The following is a 15,573-nucleotide window of genomic DNA, read 5'->3' as shown; positions in this document are numbered from 1 at the left end:
ATCGGGCCCTGCAAGCCGCACGCAGGACGCCCGGTTAAGCCATTCTCCGTGTGCGTGCAAGGTGTTGTTGGGGTAGCGGATGCAGGAGCGATTGCGGCCACTGATTGCCGGGAACTGGAAGATGAACGGAACAAGCGCAGCGCTCGAGCAGATCGCCCGGCTCAAGACCCTTCTCGGTGAAGCCGGAAATATCGACAGTGACGTTCTCGTTTGTCCGCCAGCCACCCTTTTGGAACGTGCATCCCAGAGAGCCCAAGGCAGTGCGCTCCGCATCGGTGGTCAGGACTGTCATGCAAACCCGAGTGGCGCCCATACCGGCGACGTCAGCGCCTCCATGCTGCTCGACGCCGGCGCCTCTCACGTTATCGTGGGCCATTCCGAGCGCCGCGCCGACCATGGCGAAACCAGCGAAACCGTCAGGGCAAAGGCTGCGGCCGCACTTGCCGCCGGACTTGTCCCGATCATTTGTGTCGGTGAGACAGAGGCCGAGCGCCTGGCAGGAACCGCGAATCAGGTGGTTGGCGAGCAGGTCAAGTTTTCGCTGCCCGAAACCTTCGGCGAAACGCCGATCATCGTGGCCTATGAGCCCGTCTGGGCCATCGGCACCGGGCGGACACCCACGATTGACGATATCGCCCAGATGCATGCCCATATGCGCCAGCTCCTGGTCGCACGGTTCGGCAAGGCGGGCGAAGCGGCCCTGCTGCTCTATGGCGGCTCGGTAAAGCCTTCCAACGCCGAAGAAATCCTGCGCACACCCAACGTCAACGGCGCACTGGTCGGCGGCGCGAGCCTTCTCGCCGACGACTTCTTTTCCATCATTGTCGCGGCCTGAAATGTGAACGGGAAACTGTCGCTCCGGAGGGCTGGCCAATGCCGATCTTTGCGTGTAGAACGCCCGCCAACGCGATGCCTGTGCAGAACCTTGCTTGCCGGCCGGACGGTCGGGGCAGGGCTTGAGCCGTTAAGCCTTCCCGGGCGAACACGAACCACGTGCATCTAAGAGATATTGCGTTGCCGGGATTCGCTTCCCATATGTCCCGGCTTGAGCGCGAGAGCATTTGAAGGACGAACCGTTAAATGGCCACAGTACTTATTGTCGCCTATCTGTTGATCGTGATCGCCATGATCGTGGTGATCCTGCTCCAGCGCTCCGAAGGCGGTGGCCTTGGGATGGGCGGCGGAGGCGGCGGCAATTTCATGTCCTCGCGCGGTTCGGCAAATCTTCTTACCCGGACCACTGCCATACTGGGTACGCTGTTCATGGTCACGGCCATTGGCCTCACCATCATCAGCCAGACCGATCGCAGCTCGACCTCGATCCTCGATCAGGCCGCGCAGAATCCAGACGGCACGCCGGCGACGGTGCTGGATGCTCTGGACGCCATGGGCACCGAAAACGACGATCTTGCCGTTCCCGCGCAGCCCGCCGCGACCAATGACGATCTGGTCGTGCCGGCGGCACCCGAAGAAGCGGCCCCGGCGGCTGAAGAACCTGCTGCCGAGCAACCCGAAGTGGTCGATCCCGGCGCGTCGATGATGTCGACAATGCCCGAGGAGCCCGCCGCCCAGGAGGCGCCGGCGCAGGAAACGGCGCCAAACTAGCGACGCCGGAATATGGTACGAAGAACGGGGATGGAAACATCCCCTTCTTTTTTGTGTGGGCGCGATCATTTTCGCGCTTCGAATCGAACGCGGCTTATGTAAGGTAAAACTCCATGGCTCGGTACGTTTTCATCACCGGTGGCGTGGTCTCCTCGCTCGGAAAAGGTCTTGCTTCGGCGGCGCTTGGCGCCGTGCTGCAGGCGCGTGGATACAAGGTTCGGCTGCGCAAGCTCGATCCTTATCTCAATGTCGATCCGGGCACGATGTCGCCCTATCAGCACGGCGAAGTTTTCGTGACCGACGACGGCGCGGAAACCGACCTCGATCTGGGCCATTACGAGCGCTTTACAGGCCGCTCTGCCAACCAGAAAGACAATGTGACCACCGGCCGGATCTATTCCGACATCCTGGCCAAGGAACGCCGCGGTGATTATCTCGGTGCCACCGTACAGGTGATCCCCCACGTCACCGACGAGATTAAATCCTTTGTCACCTCCGACAATGACGATTTCGATTTCGTTTTGTGCGAGATCGGCGGCACGGTTGGCGATATCGAAGCGATGCCGTTTCTCGAAGCCATTCGCCAGCTCGGCAATGAACTGCCGCGCGGCGATGCGGTGTTCGTGCATCTGACCCTGATGCCATTCATCCCCAGCGCCGGCGAACTCAAGACCAAACCGACCCAGCACTCGGTCAAGGAACTGCGCTCGATCGGCATTCAGCCCGACATTCTGCTGATCCGCTGCGACCGGCCGATTCCCGAAGGCGAAAAGCGCAAGCTTTCCCTGTTCTGCAACGTGCGGCCCTCGGCAGTCATTCAGGCGCTCGATGTCGCCTCGATCTACGACGTGCCGATTGCCTACCACGAGGAAGGACTGGACGACGAAGTGCTGGCCGCCTTCGGCATAAAGGACGCACCGGCGCCCGAACTCGATGGCTGGCGCGAGATTTCGCGCCGCGTCCACGAGCCCGAAGGCACGGTCAATATCGCCATCGTGGGCAAATATACCGGGCTCAAGGATGCCTATAAGTCGCTGTCCGAGGCCCTGGCCCATGGCGGCATCGCCAACAACGTCAAGGTCAACCTCGAATGGATCGATTCCGAGGTGTTCGAGCGCGACGATCCAGCGCCTTACCTTGAAGGTATCCACGGCATTCTCGTGCCCGGCGGTTTTGGCGAGCGCGGCTCGGAAGGCAAGATCAATGCGGCGCGGTTCGCCCGTATCCGCGACGTTCCCTATTTCGGAATCTGTTTCGGCATGCAGATGGCCTGCATCGAAGCCGCCCGCAACACAGCCCACATCCCCAAAGCCTCTTCGACCGAATTCGGTCCGACCAGGGAAGCTGTCGTGGGGCTGATGACCGAATGGGTCAAGGACAATGAAAAGCGTGCCGGTTCGGACAAGGATCTGGGTGGCACCATGCGCCTTGGCGCCTATCCCGCCCAGCTCGTGCGCGGCAGCCGGGTGGCAGACATCTACGGCACCAACCGGATTTCCGAGCGCCATCGGCACCGCTACGAAGTCAACATGACCTACCGCAAGGTGCTGGAGGCCAATGGGCTTTTGTTTTCGGGTCTTTCGCCGGACGGGATGCTGCCCGAAATCGTTGAGCGCACGGATCACCCTTGGTTCATCGGGGTCCAGTACCATCCCGAACTCAAATCCCGCCCGTTCGAGCCGCACCCCTTGTTCCGCTCGTTCATTGCAGCCGCGGTCGAACAGAGCCGTCTGGTTTAGGGCAGGGAGCCGGGTAATGGCCGAGATCGTCAATCTCCGTCAGGCCCGCAAGAACAAGCTGCGCGCTGAAAAAGAGCGCGCAGCGGATGCCAATCGCGCCAAATTCGGCCGCGGCAAGGCCGAACGCCAGGCGGCCGAGAAACAGGCTGGCCGCGACGCGAAACATCTCGATCTTCACAAACGTCAATCCCAAGACGACCAGTAGGAACCCGATCCGTTCAGGGGCGTTGTGCACGCTCATAACAAAAGACCCCAAAACGGAGGTTGCTCATGCCTACTGCATCCGGACACACAACCGCCATCCGCGCCACGCGCGCTGTTGGCACCGATGTCTATAATCTCGATGGAAAGAAGATTGGCACGGTCGAAGACATCGTTCTCGACAAGACCGACAATTCCATAATGTTTGCCGTTGTCGGTTTCGGCGGTTTCCTTGGAATGGGCGAGAAGTTTCACGCTCTTCCCTGGGCAACGCTCGATTACGATCAGGACCAGGAGGGCTATGTCGTGCCCTTCACCCGCGACGAGCTTGAAGCAGGTCCAGCCGACACCATCACCGAGTTGACCAAGGATGACGGGCTTCATGCCCGCCAGGAAGCCTATTCCTATTACAAGGTCGATCCATACTGGCATTAGCCACAGGTAATATAAGCAATGGCCCATGCGGCCCGATGCTCTGTCATCGGGCCGTATTATTTTTGCGCCAAGCCCTTCCTAAGCCGGGCCGCCTTTATTAGAAGGGCTGCAACCGGCATTCCCCATGAAACGAAGGGCGCTTCTATGTCTGCAATTGTTGACGTCATTGGCCGTCAGATATTTGACAGCCGCGGCAATCCGACCGTCGAAGTCGACGTGGTTCTCGATGACGGCAGCTTTGGCCGTGCCGCGGTGCCCTCGGGCGCTTCCACCGGCGCGCATGAAGCTGTCGAGCTGCGCGATGGCGGCGAAGCCTATCTGGGCAAGGGCGTGCTGAACGCCGTCGATAACGTCAACACCCTGATCGCCAGCGAGATCGAGGGCCTCGACGCCCTCGACCAGATCGCCCTCGATCAGGCGATGATCGACCTTGACGGCACACCGAACAAGGCCAGGCTCGGCGCCAACGCCATTCTCGGCGTATCGCTGGCCGTGGCCCGCGCCGCTGCCGAATCCAGCGCGCTTCCGCTTTGGCGTTATGTCGGCGGCCCGAATGCTCGTCTTTTGCCAGTGCCGATGATGAACATCATCAATGGCGGCGAACATGCCGACAACCCGATCGACATCCAGGAATTCATGATCATGCCGGTCGGTGCGGACTCGATCGCTGACGCGGTGCGGATCGGTTCGGAAATCTTCCATACCCTGAAAAAGGGGCTGGCTGCCGAGGGGCATAATACGAATGTGGGTGACGAAGGTGGCTTTGCACCCAATCTCAATTCCACCGAGGACGCCCTTGGCTTCATCATGAAGTCGATTGAAAAGGCCGGCTACGCACCGGGCGAGGACGTCTATCTGGCGCTCGATTGCGCTTCGACGGAATTCTTCAAGGATGGCAGCTACAATCTCAAGGGCGAGGGCAAGACCCTCGGTTCGGACGACATGGTCCGTTACCTTGAAGACCTCACCACCCGCTTCCCGATCATCTCGATCGAAGACGGCATGGCCGAAGACGATTGGGAGGGCTGGAAGGCCCTGACCGAAGCCATCGGCTCGAAGGTTCAGTTGGTCGGCGACGATCTGTTCGTCACCAATACCGAGCGCCTCAATTCGGGCATCAAGATGGGCGTCGCCAACTCGATCCTCGTCAAGGTCAACCAGATCGGCTCGCTCTCGGAAACCCTGCAGGCCGTCGAGATGGCGCACAAGGCGTCCTACACCTCGGTCATGTCGCACCGTTCCGGTGAGACCGAGGACTCGACAATCGCCGATCTCGCCGTCGCGCTCAATTGCGGGCAGATCAAGACCGGCTCGTTGGCCCGCTCGGACCGGCTAGCCAAGTACAACCAGCTGATCCGCATAGAAGAGTTCCTTGGGACCTCGGCGCGTTACGCCGGCCGTTCTATCCTCAAGGGGCAGTAGCAGTAACAGGGCAGGGGGCGCCTCGGGCGCCCCTTTTTCGATGCGATCACGCGCCATTGGCAGCGCCGGAAACCAGTCCTTAAGCATAGCTGTGCGATAAGGAGCCTTCCAGTTCCTGCGTATCGTCCGATCTCATGCCCACCCGCGTCAAACGCCCATCGATCCTGGTCAAGCTCGGCATCACCGCCGGCCTGCTCGCGTTTCAGGGCTATCTGGGCTACCATGTCGTCACCGGAACGTTCGGTATCGACAGCCAGCGCGAAATGTTGGAAGAAATCAAGGTGCTGGAGGCCCGCAGGGCGGCTCTCGAAACCGAGATCGATTCCTATGAGCATCGGATAGCCCTGTTTGACCCGCGGCGGCTCGATCCAGACATCCTGACGGAGCGGGCTCGCGCGCTTCTCGGCCTGGTGCATCCCGACGACATCATAATCGTTCCGGACGATCCGAGTTAATCGGATTGCGGTTAAGAATTAAAATTAACCGCAATTATGTTTATCGTCTTTTGTGCTATGAAATCAATGATATGCGTATTGTTTCGGCTTCGCAGCGGCGCTTGGCGTCTGGCGTCCTTCGGTCTATTGTGCATCAATGCATTCAGCATCCCGTCCAGCCTCCAAAAGGGTGGCGGCAGCGATGACGTTCTTTCCGGAGATATCGCATGGCGCGTAAAGCGACGGCCGCCAAGGCCAAATCCAATGCCCCCGAATTCACAAAGGAAGAGGAACTCCACGCTTTCCGCGAAATGCTGCTTGTCCGGCGCTTTGAAGAAAAAGCCGGCCAGATGTACGGCATGGGTCTGATTGGCGGGTTCTGTCACCTTTACATCGGCCAGGAAGCTGTCGTCACCGGCATCACCATGGCGTCCAAGAAGGGCGAAGACGCCCAGATTACCGGCTATCGTGACCACGGGCACATGCTGGTCATGGGGCTCGACCCCAAAGGCGTCATGGCCGAGTTGACCGGCCGCAAGGGCGGGCTGTCCAAGGGCAAGGGCGGCTCGATGCACATGTTCTCCAACGAACATCGTTTTTATGGCGGCAACGGCATCGTCGGGGCGCAGGTTTCGCTTGGTACCGGGCTGGCCTTCGCTTCGAAATATCGCGGCGATGGATCGGTTTCGATCACCTATTTCGGTGACGGTGCGGCCAATCAGGGCCAGGTCTATGAGAGCTTCAACATGGCCAAGCTCTGGAAGCTGCCGGTCGTCTATGTGATCGAGAACAACAAATACGCCATGGGCACCTCCGTCGAGCGGTCCGCCTCGACCACCGATCTGTCCCAGCGCGGTGTGTCCTTCGGCATCGAGGGCGAACAGGTCGACGGCATGGATGTGCGCATGGTCAGGGAAGCCGCCGAGCGGGCCATCGAACACGCCCGGTCGGGCAAGGGGCCCTATATTCTCGAAATGCTGACCTATCGCTATCGCGGCCATTCCATGTCCGATCCGGCCAAGTACCGCTCCAAAGACGAAGTGACCACCATGCGCTCCGAGCGCGATCCGATCGAGCAGGTCAGAAAGCGCATTCTCGAGCAGAAATTTGCCAGCGAGGACGAACTCAAGGATATCGAAAAGGATATTCGCGCCATCGTCACGGAAGCCGCGGACTTTGCCACCAACGATCCCGAGCCCGACACGTCCGAGCTCTATACCGACATCACCGTATAAGCGCCGGCAGGGAGACCTCACGATATGCCAACCGATATTCTTATGCCCGCGCTCTCGCCCACCATGGAAGAGGGCACTCTTGCCAAGTGGATCGTCAAGGAAGGTGACAAGGTCGGCCCCGGCGATGTCCTGGCCGAGATCGAGACCGACAAGGCCACCATGGAAGTCGAGGCCGTCGATGAAGGCGTGATCGGCAAGATTTTCGTCGCCGAGGGCACCGAAGGCGTCAAGGTCAACACCCCGATCGCCGCGTTGTTGGGCGAGGGTGAGAGCGCCGACGATGTCGCGACGCCCGAAATTGGCTCCGACGAGCCAAAGGAATCCGAAAAGCCCGGCCCCGGTACCGAAGCGGCCGAAAAATCCGAGCCCACGACAAAGGCCAAGGACGCGCCCGCCGCGCCGCAGTTCAAACCGCAGGACGATCCCGATATCCCCGACGATGTCGAGATGGTGACCATAACGGTTCGTGAAGCTCTGCGCGACGCCATGGCCGAGGAAATGCGCGCCGACAAGGACGTCTTTGTCATGGGCGAGGAAGTGGCCGAATATCAGGGCGCCTATAAGGTCACCCAGGGCCTGCTGCAAGAATTCGGCGCCGAGCGGGTTATCGATACCCCGATCACCGAGCATGGCTTTGCCGGTCTGGGCGTGGGCGCGGCGTTTGCGGGCCTCAAGCCCATCGTCGAGTTCATGACGTGGAACTTTGGCATGCAGGCCATCGACCAGATCATCAATTCCGCCGCCAAGCAGCTCTACATGTCGGGGGGGCAGGTGACCGCGCCCATGGTGTTCCGTGGCCCCAACGGTGTTGCTTCGCGCGTCGGTGCCCAGCACAGCCAGGATTATTCGGCCTGGTACAGCCACGTTCCCGGCCTGACCGTTATTGCGCCCTATACCGCGGCCGACGCCAAAGGGCTGCTCAAGGCCGCGATCCGGTCGCCCAATCCGGTCGTCTTCCTCGAAAACGAACTTCTTTATGGCACCACCGGCGAAGTGCCCAAGATGGACGATTTCGTTCTGCCGATCGGCAAGGCGCGCATCGCGCGTGAAGGCACGGACGTGACCATCGTGTCCTTCTCCATGGGCATGCGCTACGCCACCCAGGCCACCGAAAAGCTGGTTGCCGCCGGCGTCGATGTCGAACTGATCGACCTGCGCACCCTGCGTCCGCTCGATATCGATACGGTGATTGAATCGGTGAAAAAGACCGGTCGCATCGTTACCGTCGAGGAAGGTTGGCCGCAGGGCGGTATCGGCTCGGAAATCTCGGCCCGCCTCATGGAACGCGCCTTCGATTACCTCGACGCACCGGTCACCCGGGTGACCGGCAAGGACGTGCCCATGCCCTACGCCGCCAACCTCGAAAAGCTGGCCCTGCCCAGCGTCGACGAGGTCATCGCCGCGGTCAACGCCGTCACCTACCGCAGCTAAGGGAGGCTCTTGCGATGCCTATCAACATCACGATGCCCGCCCTGTCGCCCACCATGGAAGAGGGCACTCTGGCCAAGTGGCACGTCAAGGAAGGCGATAGCGTTTCTTCGGGCGACGTGATCGCCGAGATCGAAACCGACAAGGCGACCATGGAAGTGGAAGCCGTCGACGAAGGCACCATCGGCAAGATTCTGGTCTCCGAAGGCAGCGAGAACGTCAAGGTCAACGCCGTGATTGCCGTCCTGCTCGAAGAGGGCGAGAGCGCCTCCGACATCGACGAGGCCGCGCCCGCCCCCACGACCGAAGCGCCGAAGACCGAAGCCCCTAAGGACGAACCCAAGGCTGATGCCGAGGAACCCAAGGCAGAGGAAAAGTCGAAAGACACGCCCAAGGCGCCGTCTTCGAGCTCCGATGCCAAGCCAGCTCCCGAGCCGCTTCCCGCGCCCAAGTCTGACGGCAAGCGCGTGTTCGCCTCGCCACTGGCGCGGCGTCTCGCCAAGGACGCCGGGATCGATCTTGCCGCCGTTTCCGGCTCGGGCCCCAGAGGGCGCGTGATCAAGGCCGATATCGAAAAGGCCAAAAAGGACGGCGTTTCGACAAAGCCGGGCACGGCCCCCGCCACCGGTGCGCCACTGGCTGCCGGTCTGGGCAAGAACCAGGTTCTGGCCATGTACGAGGAGGGCACCTACGACATCGTGCCCAATGACGGCATGCGCAAGACCGTTGCCGCCCGCCTGACCGAATCCAAGCAGACCGTGCCGCATTTCTATCTTACGCTCGATTGCAATATCGACGCGCTGATGAAAGCGCGCGAGGAAATCAACGCGGCCGCTCCCAAAGACAAGGACGGCAAACCCGGCTACAAGCTTTCGGTCAATGATTTCATCATGAAGGCCTGGGCCATTGCGCTTCAGCAGGTGCCAAAAGCCAACGCCACATGGGCCGGAGATTCGATCCTCTATCATCACCGCTCGGATGTCGCCGTGGCGGTCGCCGTGCCTGGCGGGCTGTTCACCCCGGTCGTCAAATCCTGCGACACCAAGAGCCTTCGCCAGATTTCCGAAGAGGTCAAGGATCTGGCCACACGGGCGCGGTCGAAAAAGCTCGCTCCCCATGAATATCAGGGTGGCGCATCGGCGGTCTCCAATCTGGGCATGTACGGCATCAAGCATTTCGGCGCCGTCATCAATCCGCCGCACGGCACCATCCTCGCCGTCGGTGCGGGCGAAGAGCGGGTCTATGCGGAAAAGGGTCAGATCAAGACCGGCAGCTTCATGACCGTGACGCTTTCATGCGATCACCGCTCGGTCGATGGAGCCCTCGGGGCAGAAGTTCTGGCCGCGTTCAAGAAGCTGATCGAAACGCCCGTGATGATGCTGGCTTGAGGCGCCCCTGATGAAAACCATCCTCGCCTATGGCGACAGCCTCACCTATGGCTCCGACGCTGTCGTACAGGGCCGGCGCCACGCCTATGAGGACCGTTGGCCGACCCGGCTCGAAGTCGGGCTGGGCGGCAAGGCGCGGGTTATTGCCGAAGGTCTGGGCGGTCGTAGCACCGCCTTTGACGACTTCACCACCACGGCAGACCGCAATGGCGCGCGTATCCTGCCGACGCTGATCCACAGCCACGCCCCGCTCGATGCCGTCGCCATCATGCTCGGCACCAACGACATGAAAAGCTTTGTCTGCGGCAGCGCCCTGGGCGCTTCGCGCGGCATCAAGCGGCTCGGTGAAATCGTCAGGGCAGAGGCTCCTCAAGCTCAGCTTCTCCTGATATCACCACCCCATTGCATCGAACCGGCCAGCCCCCCGCTGGACCCCAGGTTCAGTGAGACGATCGCGGAAAGCCGCCAGCTGGCGCACCATTACAAGCGTGTCGCCGACGAACTTGGCTGCCATTTCTTCGATGCGGCAACGGTCGCCAAAGCCGATCCGGCTGATGGCGTGCATCTCGACCCGGCCAACACACGCGCAATCGGCGACGCACTGGCGCCGCTCGTCAAGGACATGCTGGGGCTCTAGCCCCGAACCAAGAGGAAAGCCATGGCAGATCAATACGATATCATCGTGATCGGCGCCGGTCCCGGCGGCTATATTGCGGCCATCCGCGCGTCCCAGTTGGGCCTCAAGGCCGCAATCGTCGAGCGCGAGCACATGGCGGGCATCTGTTCGAACTGGGGCTGCATCCCGACCAAGGCTCTGCTGCGCTCGGCCGAAATCTACGGCCACATGGATCATGCCAAGGATTACGGGCTGACAGCCGACACGTTCGGGTTCGATATCGAGGCCATCGTCAAGCGCTCGCGCGGTATTGCCGGCCGGATGAATGATGGCGTTCAGTTCCTGATGAAAAAGAACAAGGTCGATATCATCTGGGGCGAGGCAACCATCACCAAGCCCGGTGAGATCAAGGTCGAGGCGACCAAAAAGAAGGCCGTCGAACCTCAGCATCCCAAACCCAAGACGACACTGGGCGAAGGCACCTACAAAGCCAAGAACATCATCGTCGCGACTGGCGCGCGCCCGCGCGTGCTGCCCGGCATCGAACCGGATGGCGATAAGATCTGGACCTATTTCGAAGCCCTCAAGCCTGCGAAGATGCCGAAATCCGTGGCCGTGATGGGGTCGGGCGCAATCGGCATTGAATTCGCCTCCTTCTATCGCTCGCTTGGCGCCGAAGTGACCGTTATCGAACTGCTGCCGCAGATCATGCCGGTCGAGGATGTCGAGATCGCCGGTCTGGCCCGCAAGCGATTCGAAAAGCGCGGCATTTCGATTTTGACCGATGCCAAGGTGTCCAAGGTCGACAAATCCAAGGACGGGATTACCGCCCATGTCGAGCTCAAGAACGGCGACAAGAAGGAAATCAAGGCCGATGTCCTGATTTCTGCCGTTGGGGTTCAGGCCAATTCGGAAAATCTCGGGCTGGAAAAGGCTGGCGTCAAGATTGACCGCGGCGTCATTGTCGTGGATGGCCATGGCCGCACCAATGTTGACGGCATCTGGGCCATCGGCGATGTCGCCGGCCCCCCAATGCTGGCCCACAAGGCCGAGCACGAGGCCGTGCTCGCCGTCGAAACCATCGCCGGCAAGACGGTTCATGGCCTCGACAAGTCAAAGATCCCCGGCTGCACCTATTGCGAACCGCAAGTGGCCAGCGTCGGCATGACTGAAGCGAAGGCCAAGGAAGCCGGCCGCGACATCCGCGTCGGCCGTTTCCCTTTCGTGGGCAACGGCAAGGCAATCGCGCTGGGCGAGCCCGATGGTCTGGTCAAGACCATCTTCGACAAAAAGACCGGCGAGCTTTTGGGCGCACACATGGTCGGCGCCGAAGTGACCGAACTGATTCAGGGCTTTGTGGTGGCGATGAATCTCGAAACCACCGAGGAAGACCTGATGCACACCATCTTCCCCCATCCGACCCTGTCGGAAACGATGAAGGAGAGTGTACTTGACGCATACGGTCAGGCACTCAACATATGAAATGGCTCAGGGCTTTGCCGGCCGATCGTTCGTAAAGTAAATTCAAGGTTGATAATTCGGTAAGCAATTCATCCAATGTCCTCTCAGGAAGGAAGGCACCCGTGGTAAATATGGAGCGGATAGATATCTGAAACCGTCCATATTGGGGTTCGTCATGGCTCAAGAGCTCTTGATGTACTGGGTGCTGGTCGGACTGGTTATTGGCCTGATCGGCGCATTTCTGTTTGGAACCAACTTGATCTGGCGTTATCTGGCCGCAGGCGTGGCCGGATCGCTCGCGGTAAGTTTCGCCATTGCCTATTTTGGCATTGACGTACCGATAGCAAACTGGCTCATGCGCCAGCTCAGCGTGGCAGCCGCTGGGGCCGTATTCGTCGTAACCTTTGTCAGGGTGTTGGACACATCAGCCTGACGGGTTCGGAAAAGGACACAATGGTCACTCTTCTCGATACCGTAGGCACCAAATCTCCAAGACACCCTGAAAAGGCAAAGCGTCCCGACACCGAGATGCTGCGCAAGCCCGACTGGATCCGGGTCAAGGCCCCCGGTTCGGCCGTTTACCGCGAAACCCAACAGATCGTGCGCGAAAACAATCTCGTCACGGTATGTGAAGAGGCCGGCTGCCCCAACATCGGCGAGTGCTGGAGCAAGAAGCACGCCACGATGATGATCATGGGCGAAATCTGCACCCGCGCCTGCGCCTTCTGCAATGTGCGCACCGGTCTGCCGACCGCGCTCGACCCCCATGAGCCCGAAAATGTTGCAAAAGCCGTCGAAAAACTTGGCCTCGAACATGTCGTCATCACTTCGGTCGACCGCGACGATCTCGCCGACGGCGGTGCGCAGCATTTCGCCGACGTTATCCGGGCCATCCGCGCCCGCAATCCCAGAACCACCATCGAGATTCTGACGCCCGATTTCCTGCGCAAGCCGGGCGCTCTGGAAAGCGTCGTTGCGGCAAAGCCTGACGTTTTCAACCACAATCTTGAAACCGTACCGTCCAAATACCTCACGGTCCGCCCGGGCGCGCGCTATTTCCATTCAATCCGGCTGCTGCAGCGGGTCAAGGAACTCGATCCGCAGATGTTCACCAAGTCCGGCATCATGGTCGGGCTGGGCGAAGAGCGCAACGAAGTGCTTCAGCTCATGGACGATCTGCGCGTTGCAGACGTCGATTTCCTCACCATCGGTCAGTACCTCCAGCCGACCCGCAAGCACCACAAGGTCGAGCGGTTCGTGACTCCCGAGGAGTTCAAATCCTTTGCAACGGTCGCCAAGACCAAGGGCTTCCTTCTGGTGTCGTCGAGCCCGCTCACCCGCTCCTCGCATCATGCGGGCGAGGATTTCGCTGCCCTGCGCAAGGCGCGGCAGGAAAAACTCGGACTGGCTTGATGCAGAAGCATTTGGAGCGGCATGTGCCGCACTCGGCAGCGCAAATGCTTGCGCTGGTGGCGGACGTCGATACTTATCCCAAATTCATACCCCACTGCGAGCGCATGGAAGTGCGCCGCGATGCGGCAAATCCGAACGAAAAATTCGATGCCCGCATGCACATCCGCTTCGGCCCGATCAGCCAGGCTTATACCAGCCGGATCGCGGTCGATCCTGAAGCGATGACATTGAAGGCCAGAGCAGTTGATGGCCTGTTCAGCCATCTCGACAGCACCTGGCGCTTCACCGAAGACGGGCAGGGGACCGCCATCGTCTTCGATATCGACTTCAAGATCGCCAATCCGCTGATCCGCTCAGTGGCCGAACCCGCTTTCGCGGCAAAGCAGGAAGAGATCATGGATGCGTTTGTGGCCGAGGCCCACAAGCGCTACGGGGCGTAAACCTCCAGCACCATCTCCAGCGCCACGCGCACCGTGGCCTGCCGGACCATGTCGCGGCCCAGATCGCCGAACCGCTCTTCGCGATGATGTGTCCCATCGGGTGTGGCCAGTCCGAAATGAACCAGCCCGATCGGCTTTTCGTCCGATCCGCCGCCCGGCCCGGCGATGCCGGTTACCGAAATTGCCAGGTCCACGCTGGCCTTGCGTAAGGCGCCTTCGGCCATGGCGCGCGCTACCGGTTCTGAAACCGCCCCGTATTGGGCGATCAATGCCGCGGGCACACCGATCATTGCTGTCTTGGCATCGTTGGAGTACGTGACAAACCCGCCATAGAGCATGCCGGACGACCCCGAGACCGAAGTGATCGCCCCGGCGATCAGCCCACCCGTGCAGCTTTCCGCCGTCACCATCATATGACCGGCCAGGATCAGCCGGTCATTGACCTTCTTTGCCAGTGCCAGCGTTTCGTTATCGAGCATCGTCTAACTCCGCGGCAGTTCGATGGTGGCAACGGCCTGCGCTGCGATGCCTTCCTCACGACCGGTAAAGCCGAGGCGCTCCGAAGTGGTTGCCTTGATCGCAACCCGATCCACACTCACTCTCGCAATTTCCGCAATCCGCGCCCGCATGGCTCCGACATGAGGGCCGATTTTTGGATGCTCGCAGATGATCGTTGCGTCCATATGGACGAGTCGCCCGCCGCGCTGCCGAACCAGTTCCGACGCGTGTTCGAGAAAGATCGAGGAGTCGGCATCCTTCCACTTCATTTCACCGGGCGGGAAGTGCTTGCCGATGTCTCCATCGGCCAGCGCGCCGTAAATGGCATCCGCAAGAGCATGCAGCACCACGTCCGCATCCGAATGCCCCTTGAGCCGGGCGGTGTGCGGAATGGCGATATTGCCCAGAACGACGGCGTCGCCCTCGGCAAAGGCATGAACGTCATAGCCCGACCCGACCCGTGTTTCCATCGTCTGTCCCTCAGTCAGCATGCGCTCGGCCCGCTCGAAATCATCAGGCAGCGTTATCTTGATGTTGCGTGTATTGCCTTGTGCAAGGGCAACGCTCAAACCGGCCCATTCGGCGATCGCTGCATCATCGGTAAATCCGTCGCTCATTTCGATGGCACGTCTGTGCGCGTTGTAAATGGCGTTGAAATGAAATCCCTGCGGCGTCTGCGCGGCAAAAAGCTGGGTGCGGTCCTCGGTACCGCCCACAGTCTTGCCATCGAGCGAACGCTTGATCGTGTCCGTCACCAACGTCACCGGTAGCGCACCATCGGCGTCGGCCAGTGCCGCAATGACGTTGCCGATCAGGGCAGCATCGACAAACGGGCGGGCACCGTCGTGGATGAGCACGATATCGGGAGGCTGGCCGGCCAGCGATTCCAGTCCCTTCAGCACAGAAACCTGCCGTGTCTCCCCGCCAATGACCGGAGCTGCCAGCCTTGCGTCAGAAAGACCCAGATCGGCAAACATCTCTTCCTGTCCTGCACCAATAACTGCTATGACACGGTCGATTGTTTTCACCGCCAGCAATGCGTCGAGCGTTCGGGTCAGCAGCGGTTTGCCGGCCACCGAACGGTACTGTTTGGGAAGGCCGATGGTGCCCGCCCGCTCTCCGCGTCCCGCAGCGACAACCAGCGCAACGATCGTTTTGTCTTCGCTCATAAAACCCTGCTCGATCCCGGCAACGCGTTGCGCAAACTTCGTCCGCAATTAAAGCCCAACGCCCTGCGAAACAAGGTCAGCACCGCTGT

General features: G+C 60.5%; 17 protein-coding genes. 15 read left to right on the top strand and 2 right to left on the bottom strand.

Annotated features, from left to right (window positions below; genetic code table 11):
* Positions 1-79 precede the first annotated feature (79 nt).
* The 15 genes from tpiA to V6617_RS10410 all read left to right on the top strand — a co-directional run bounded on the left by tpiA (position 80) and on the right by V6617_RS10410 (position 13,817).
* Positions 80-835 (top strand): triose-phosphate isomerase, encoded by a 756-nt coding sequence (gene tpiA, locus V6617_RS10480; protein ID WP_338606928.1) that lies wholly within the window; start codon positions 80-82, stop codon positions 833-835.
* 245 nt (positions 836-1,080) lie between these two features.
* Positions 1,081-1,605, top strand: a complete 525-nt coding sequence (gene secG / locus V6617_RS10475) for a preprotein translocase subunit SecG (protein ID WP_338606927.1) — start codon at positions 1,081-1,083, stop codon at positions 1,603-1,605.
* 113 nt (positions 1,606-1,718) lie between these two features.
* Entirely contained in the window at positions 1,719-3,344 is a 1,626-nt protein-coding gene (locus V6617_RS10470) for a CTP synthase (protein WP_338606926.1), read from the top strand.
* 16 nt (positions 3,345-3,360) lie between these two features.
* Positions 3,361-3,549: a DUF4169 family protein gene (locus V6617_RS10465; protein WP_338606925.1), complete on the top strand. Its 189-nt coding sequence runs from the start codon at positions 3,361-3,363 to the stop codon at positions 3,547-3,549.
* A gap of 65 nt (positions 3,550-3,614) precedes the next feature.
* The gene (locus tag V6617_RS10460; protein ID WP_338606924.1) at positions 3,615-3,980 is read left to right on the top strand and encodes a PRC-barrel domain-containing protein; all 366 of its coding nucleotides are present in this window, start codon (positions 3,615-3,617) and stop codon (positions 3,978-3,980) included.
* A 144-nt stretch (positions 3,981-4,124) separates the two neighbouring features.
* A complete protein-coding gene (gene eno / locus V6617_RS10455) occupies positions 4,125-5,402 on the top strand; it encodes a phosphopyruvate hydratase (protein WP_338606923.1) in 1,278 nt (425 codons plus the stop codon).
* 134 nt (positions 5,403-5,536) lie between these two features.
* Positions 5,537-5,857 carry an FtsB family cell division protein gene (locus V6617_RS10450; protein WP_338606922.1) on the top strand — a complete coding sequence of 107 codons (321 nt, stop codon included), beginning with the start codon at positions 5,537-5,539 and terminating at the stop codon, positions 5,855-5,857.
* A 206-nt stretch (positions 5,858-6,063) separates the two neighbouring features.
* Complete coding sequence (gene pdhA, locus V6617_RS10445) at positions 6,064-7,071, top strand: pyruvate dehydrogenase (acetyl-transferring) E1 component subunit alpha (protein WP_338606921.1); 1,008 nt, start codon at positions 6,064-6,066, stop codon at positions 7,069-7,071.
* A gap of 24 nt (positions 7,072-7,095) precedes the next feature.
* Complete coding sequence (locus tag V6617_RS10440; protein ID WP_338606920.1) at positions 7,096-8,502, top strand: pyruvate dehydrogenase complex E1 component subunit beta; 1,407 nt, start codon at positions 7,096-7,098, stop codon at positions 8,500-8,502.
* Positions 8,503-8,516: 14 nt separating this feature from the next.
* Positions 8,517-9,887 carry a pyruvate dehydrogenase complex dihydrolipoamide acetyltransferase gene (locus tag V6617_RS10435; RefSeq protein WP_338606919.1) on the top strand — a complete coding sequence of 457 codons (1,371 nt, stop codon included), beginning with the start codon at positions 8,517-8,519 and terminating at the stop codon, positions 9,885-9,887.
* 10 nt (positions 9,888-9,897) lie between these two features.
* Positions 9,898-10,524 (top strand): SGNH/GDSL hydrolase family protein, encoded by a 627-nt coding sequence (locus V6617_RS10430; RefSeq protein ID WP_338606918.1) that lies wholly within the window; start codon positions 9,898-9,900, stop codon positions 10,522-10,524.
* A gap of 21 nt (positions 10,525-10,545) precedes the next feature.
* Positions 10,546-11,985, top strand: coding sequence for a dihydrolipoyl dehydrogenase (gene lpdA / locus V6617_RS10425; RefSeq protein ID WP_338606917.1), 1,440 nt, complete (start codon positions 10,546-10,548; stop codon positions 11,983-11,985).
* 154 nt (positions 11,986-12,139) lie between these two features.
* Complete coding sequence (locus V6617_RS10420) at positions 12,140-12,397, top strand: hypothetical protein (protein WP_338606916.1); 258 nt, start codon at positions 12,140-12,142, stop codon at positions 12,395-12,397.
* A gap of 20 nt (positions 12,398-12,417) precedes the next feature.
* Positions 12,418-13,377: a lipoyl synthase gene (gene lipA / locus V6617_RS10415; protein WP_338606915.1), complete on the top strand. Its 960-nt coding sequence runs from the start codon at positions 12,418-12,420 to the stop codon at positions 13,375-13,377.
* On the top strand, positions 13,377-13,817 hold the full coding sequence (locus V6617_RS10410; protein ID WP_338606914.1) for a type II toxin-antitoxin system RatA family toxin: 441 nt from the start codon (positions 13,377-13,379) through the stop codon (positions 13,815-13,817). Before lipA ends, V6617_RS10410 begins: the two co-directional genes overlap by 1 nt.
* On the opposite strand, the gene V6617_RS10405 is transcribed toward V6617_RS10410, so the two are convergent.
* Together V6617_RS10405 and V6617_RS10400 are read right to left on the bottom strand one after the other, a co-directional pair.
* A complete protein-coding gene (locus tag V6617_RS10405; protein WP_338606913.1) occupies positions 13,805-14,296 on the bottom strand; it encodes a CinA family protein in 492 nt (163 codons plus the stop codon). The genes V6617_RS10410 and V6617_RS10405 overlap by 13 nt on opposite strands.
* A gap of 3 nt (positions 14,297-14,299) precedes the next feature.
* Positions 14,300-15,484: a bifunctional 2-C-methyl-D-erythritol 4-phosphate cytidylyltransferase/2-C-methyl-D-erythritol 2,4-cyclodiphosphate synthase gene (locus V6617_RS10400; RefSeq protein WP_338606912.1), complete on the bottom strand. Its 1,185-nt coding sequence runs from the start codon at positions 15,482-15,484 to the stop codon at positions 14,300-14,302.
* Positions 15,485-15,573: the final 89 nt, after the last annotated feature.

It is taken from the genome of Pelagibacterium nitratireducens, from assembly GCF_037044555.1.
Classification (GTDB): domain Bacteria; phylum Pseudomonadota; class Alphaproteobacteria; order Rhizobiales; family Devosiaceae; genus Pelagibacterium; species Pelagibacterium nitratireducens.
This window is presented reverse-complemented; position numbering and strand designations above follow the sequence as displayed.

Bases quoted from the DNA above. Each gene is read 5' to 3' on its own strand.
- tpiA (WP_338606928.1), top strand. From the start codon at position 80: ATGCAGGAGCGATTGCGGCCACTGATTGCCGGGAACTGGAAGATGAAC.
- secG (WP_338606927.1), top strand. From the start codon at position 1,081: ATGGCCACAGTACTTATTGTCGCCTATCTGTTGATCGTGATCGCCATG.
- V6617_RS10470 (WP_338606926.1), top strand. From the start codon at position 1,719: ATGGCTCGGTACGTTTTCATCACCGGTGGCGTGGTCTCCTCGCTCGGA.
- V6617_RS10465 (WP_338606925.1), top strand. From the start codon at position 3,361: ATGGCCGAGATCGTCAATCTCCGTCAGGCCCGCAAGAACAAGCTGCGC.
- V6617_RS10460 (WP_338606924.1), top strand. From the start codon at position 3,615: ATGCCTACTGCATCCGGACACACAACCGCCATCCGCGCCACGCGCGCT.
- eno (WP_338606923.1), top strand. From the start codon at position 4,125: ATGTCTGCAATTGTTGACGTCATTGGCCGTCAGATATTTGACAGCCGC.
- V6617_RS10450 (WP_338606922.1), top strand. From the start codon at position 5,537: ATGCCCACCCGCGTCAAACGCCCATCGATCCTGGTCAAGCTCGGCATC.
- pdhA (WP_338606921.1), top strand. From the start codon at position 6,064: ATGGCGCGTAAAGCGACGGCCGCCAAGGCCAAATCCAATGCCCCCGAA.
- V6617_RS10440 (WP_338606920.1), top strand. From the start codon at position 7,096: ATGCCAACCGATATTCTTATGCCCGCGCTCTCGCCCACCATGGAAGAG.
- V6617_RS10435 (WP_338606919.1), top strand. From the start codon at position 8,517: ATGCCTATCAACATCACGATGCCCGCCCTGTCGCCCACCATGGAAGAG.
- V6617_RS10430 (WP_338606918.1), top strand. From the start codon at position 9,898: ATGAAAACCATCCTCGCCTATGGCGACAGCCTCACCTATGGCTCCGAC.
- lpdA (WP_338606917.1), top strand. From the start codon at position 10,546: ATGGCAGATCAATACGATATCATCGTGATCGGCGCCGGTCCCGGCGGC.
- V6617_RS10420 (WP_338606916.1), top strand. From the start codon at position 12,140: ATGGCTCAAGAGCTCTTGATGTACTGGGTGCTGGTCGGACTGGTTATT.
- lipA (WP_338606915.1), top strand. From the start codon at position 12,418: ATGGTCACTCTTCTCGATACCGTAGGCACCAAATCTCCAAGACACCCT.
- V6617_RS10410 (WP_338606914.1), top strand. From the start codon at position 13,377: ATGCAGAAGCATTTGGAGCGGCATGTGCCGCACTCGGCAGCGCAAATG.
- V6617_RS10405 (WP_338606913.1), bottom strand. From the start codon at position 14,296: ATGCTCGATAACGAAACGCTGGCACTGGCAAAGAAGGTCAATGACCGG.
- V6617_RS10400 (WP_338606912.1), bottom strand. From the start codon at position 15,484: ATGAGCGAAGACAAAACGATCGTTGCGCTGGTTGTCGCTGCGGGACGC.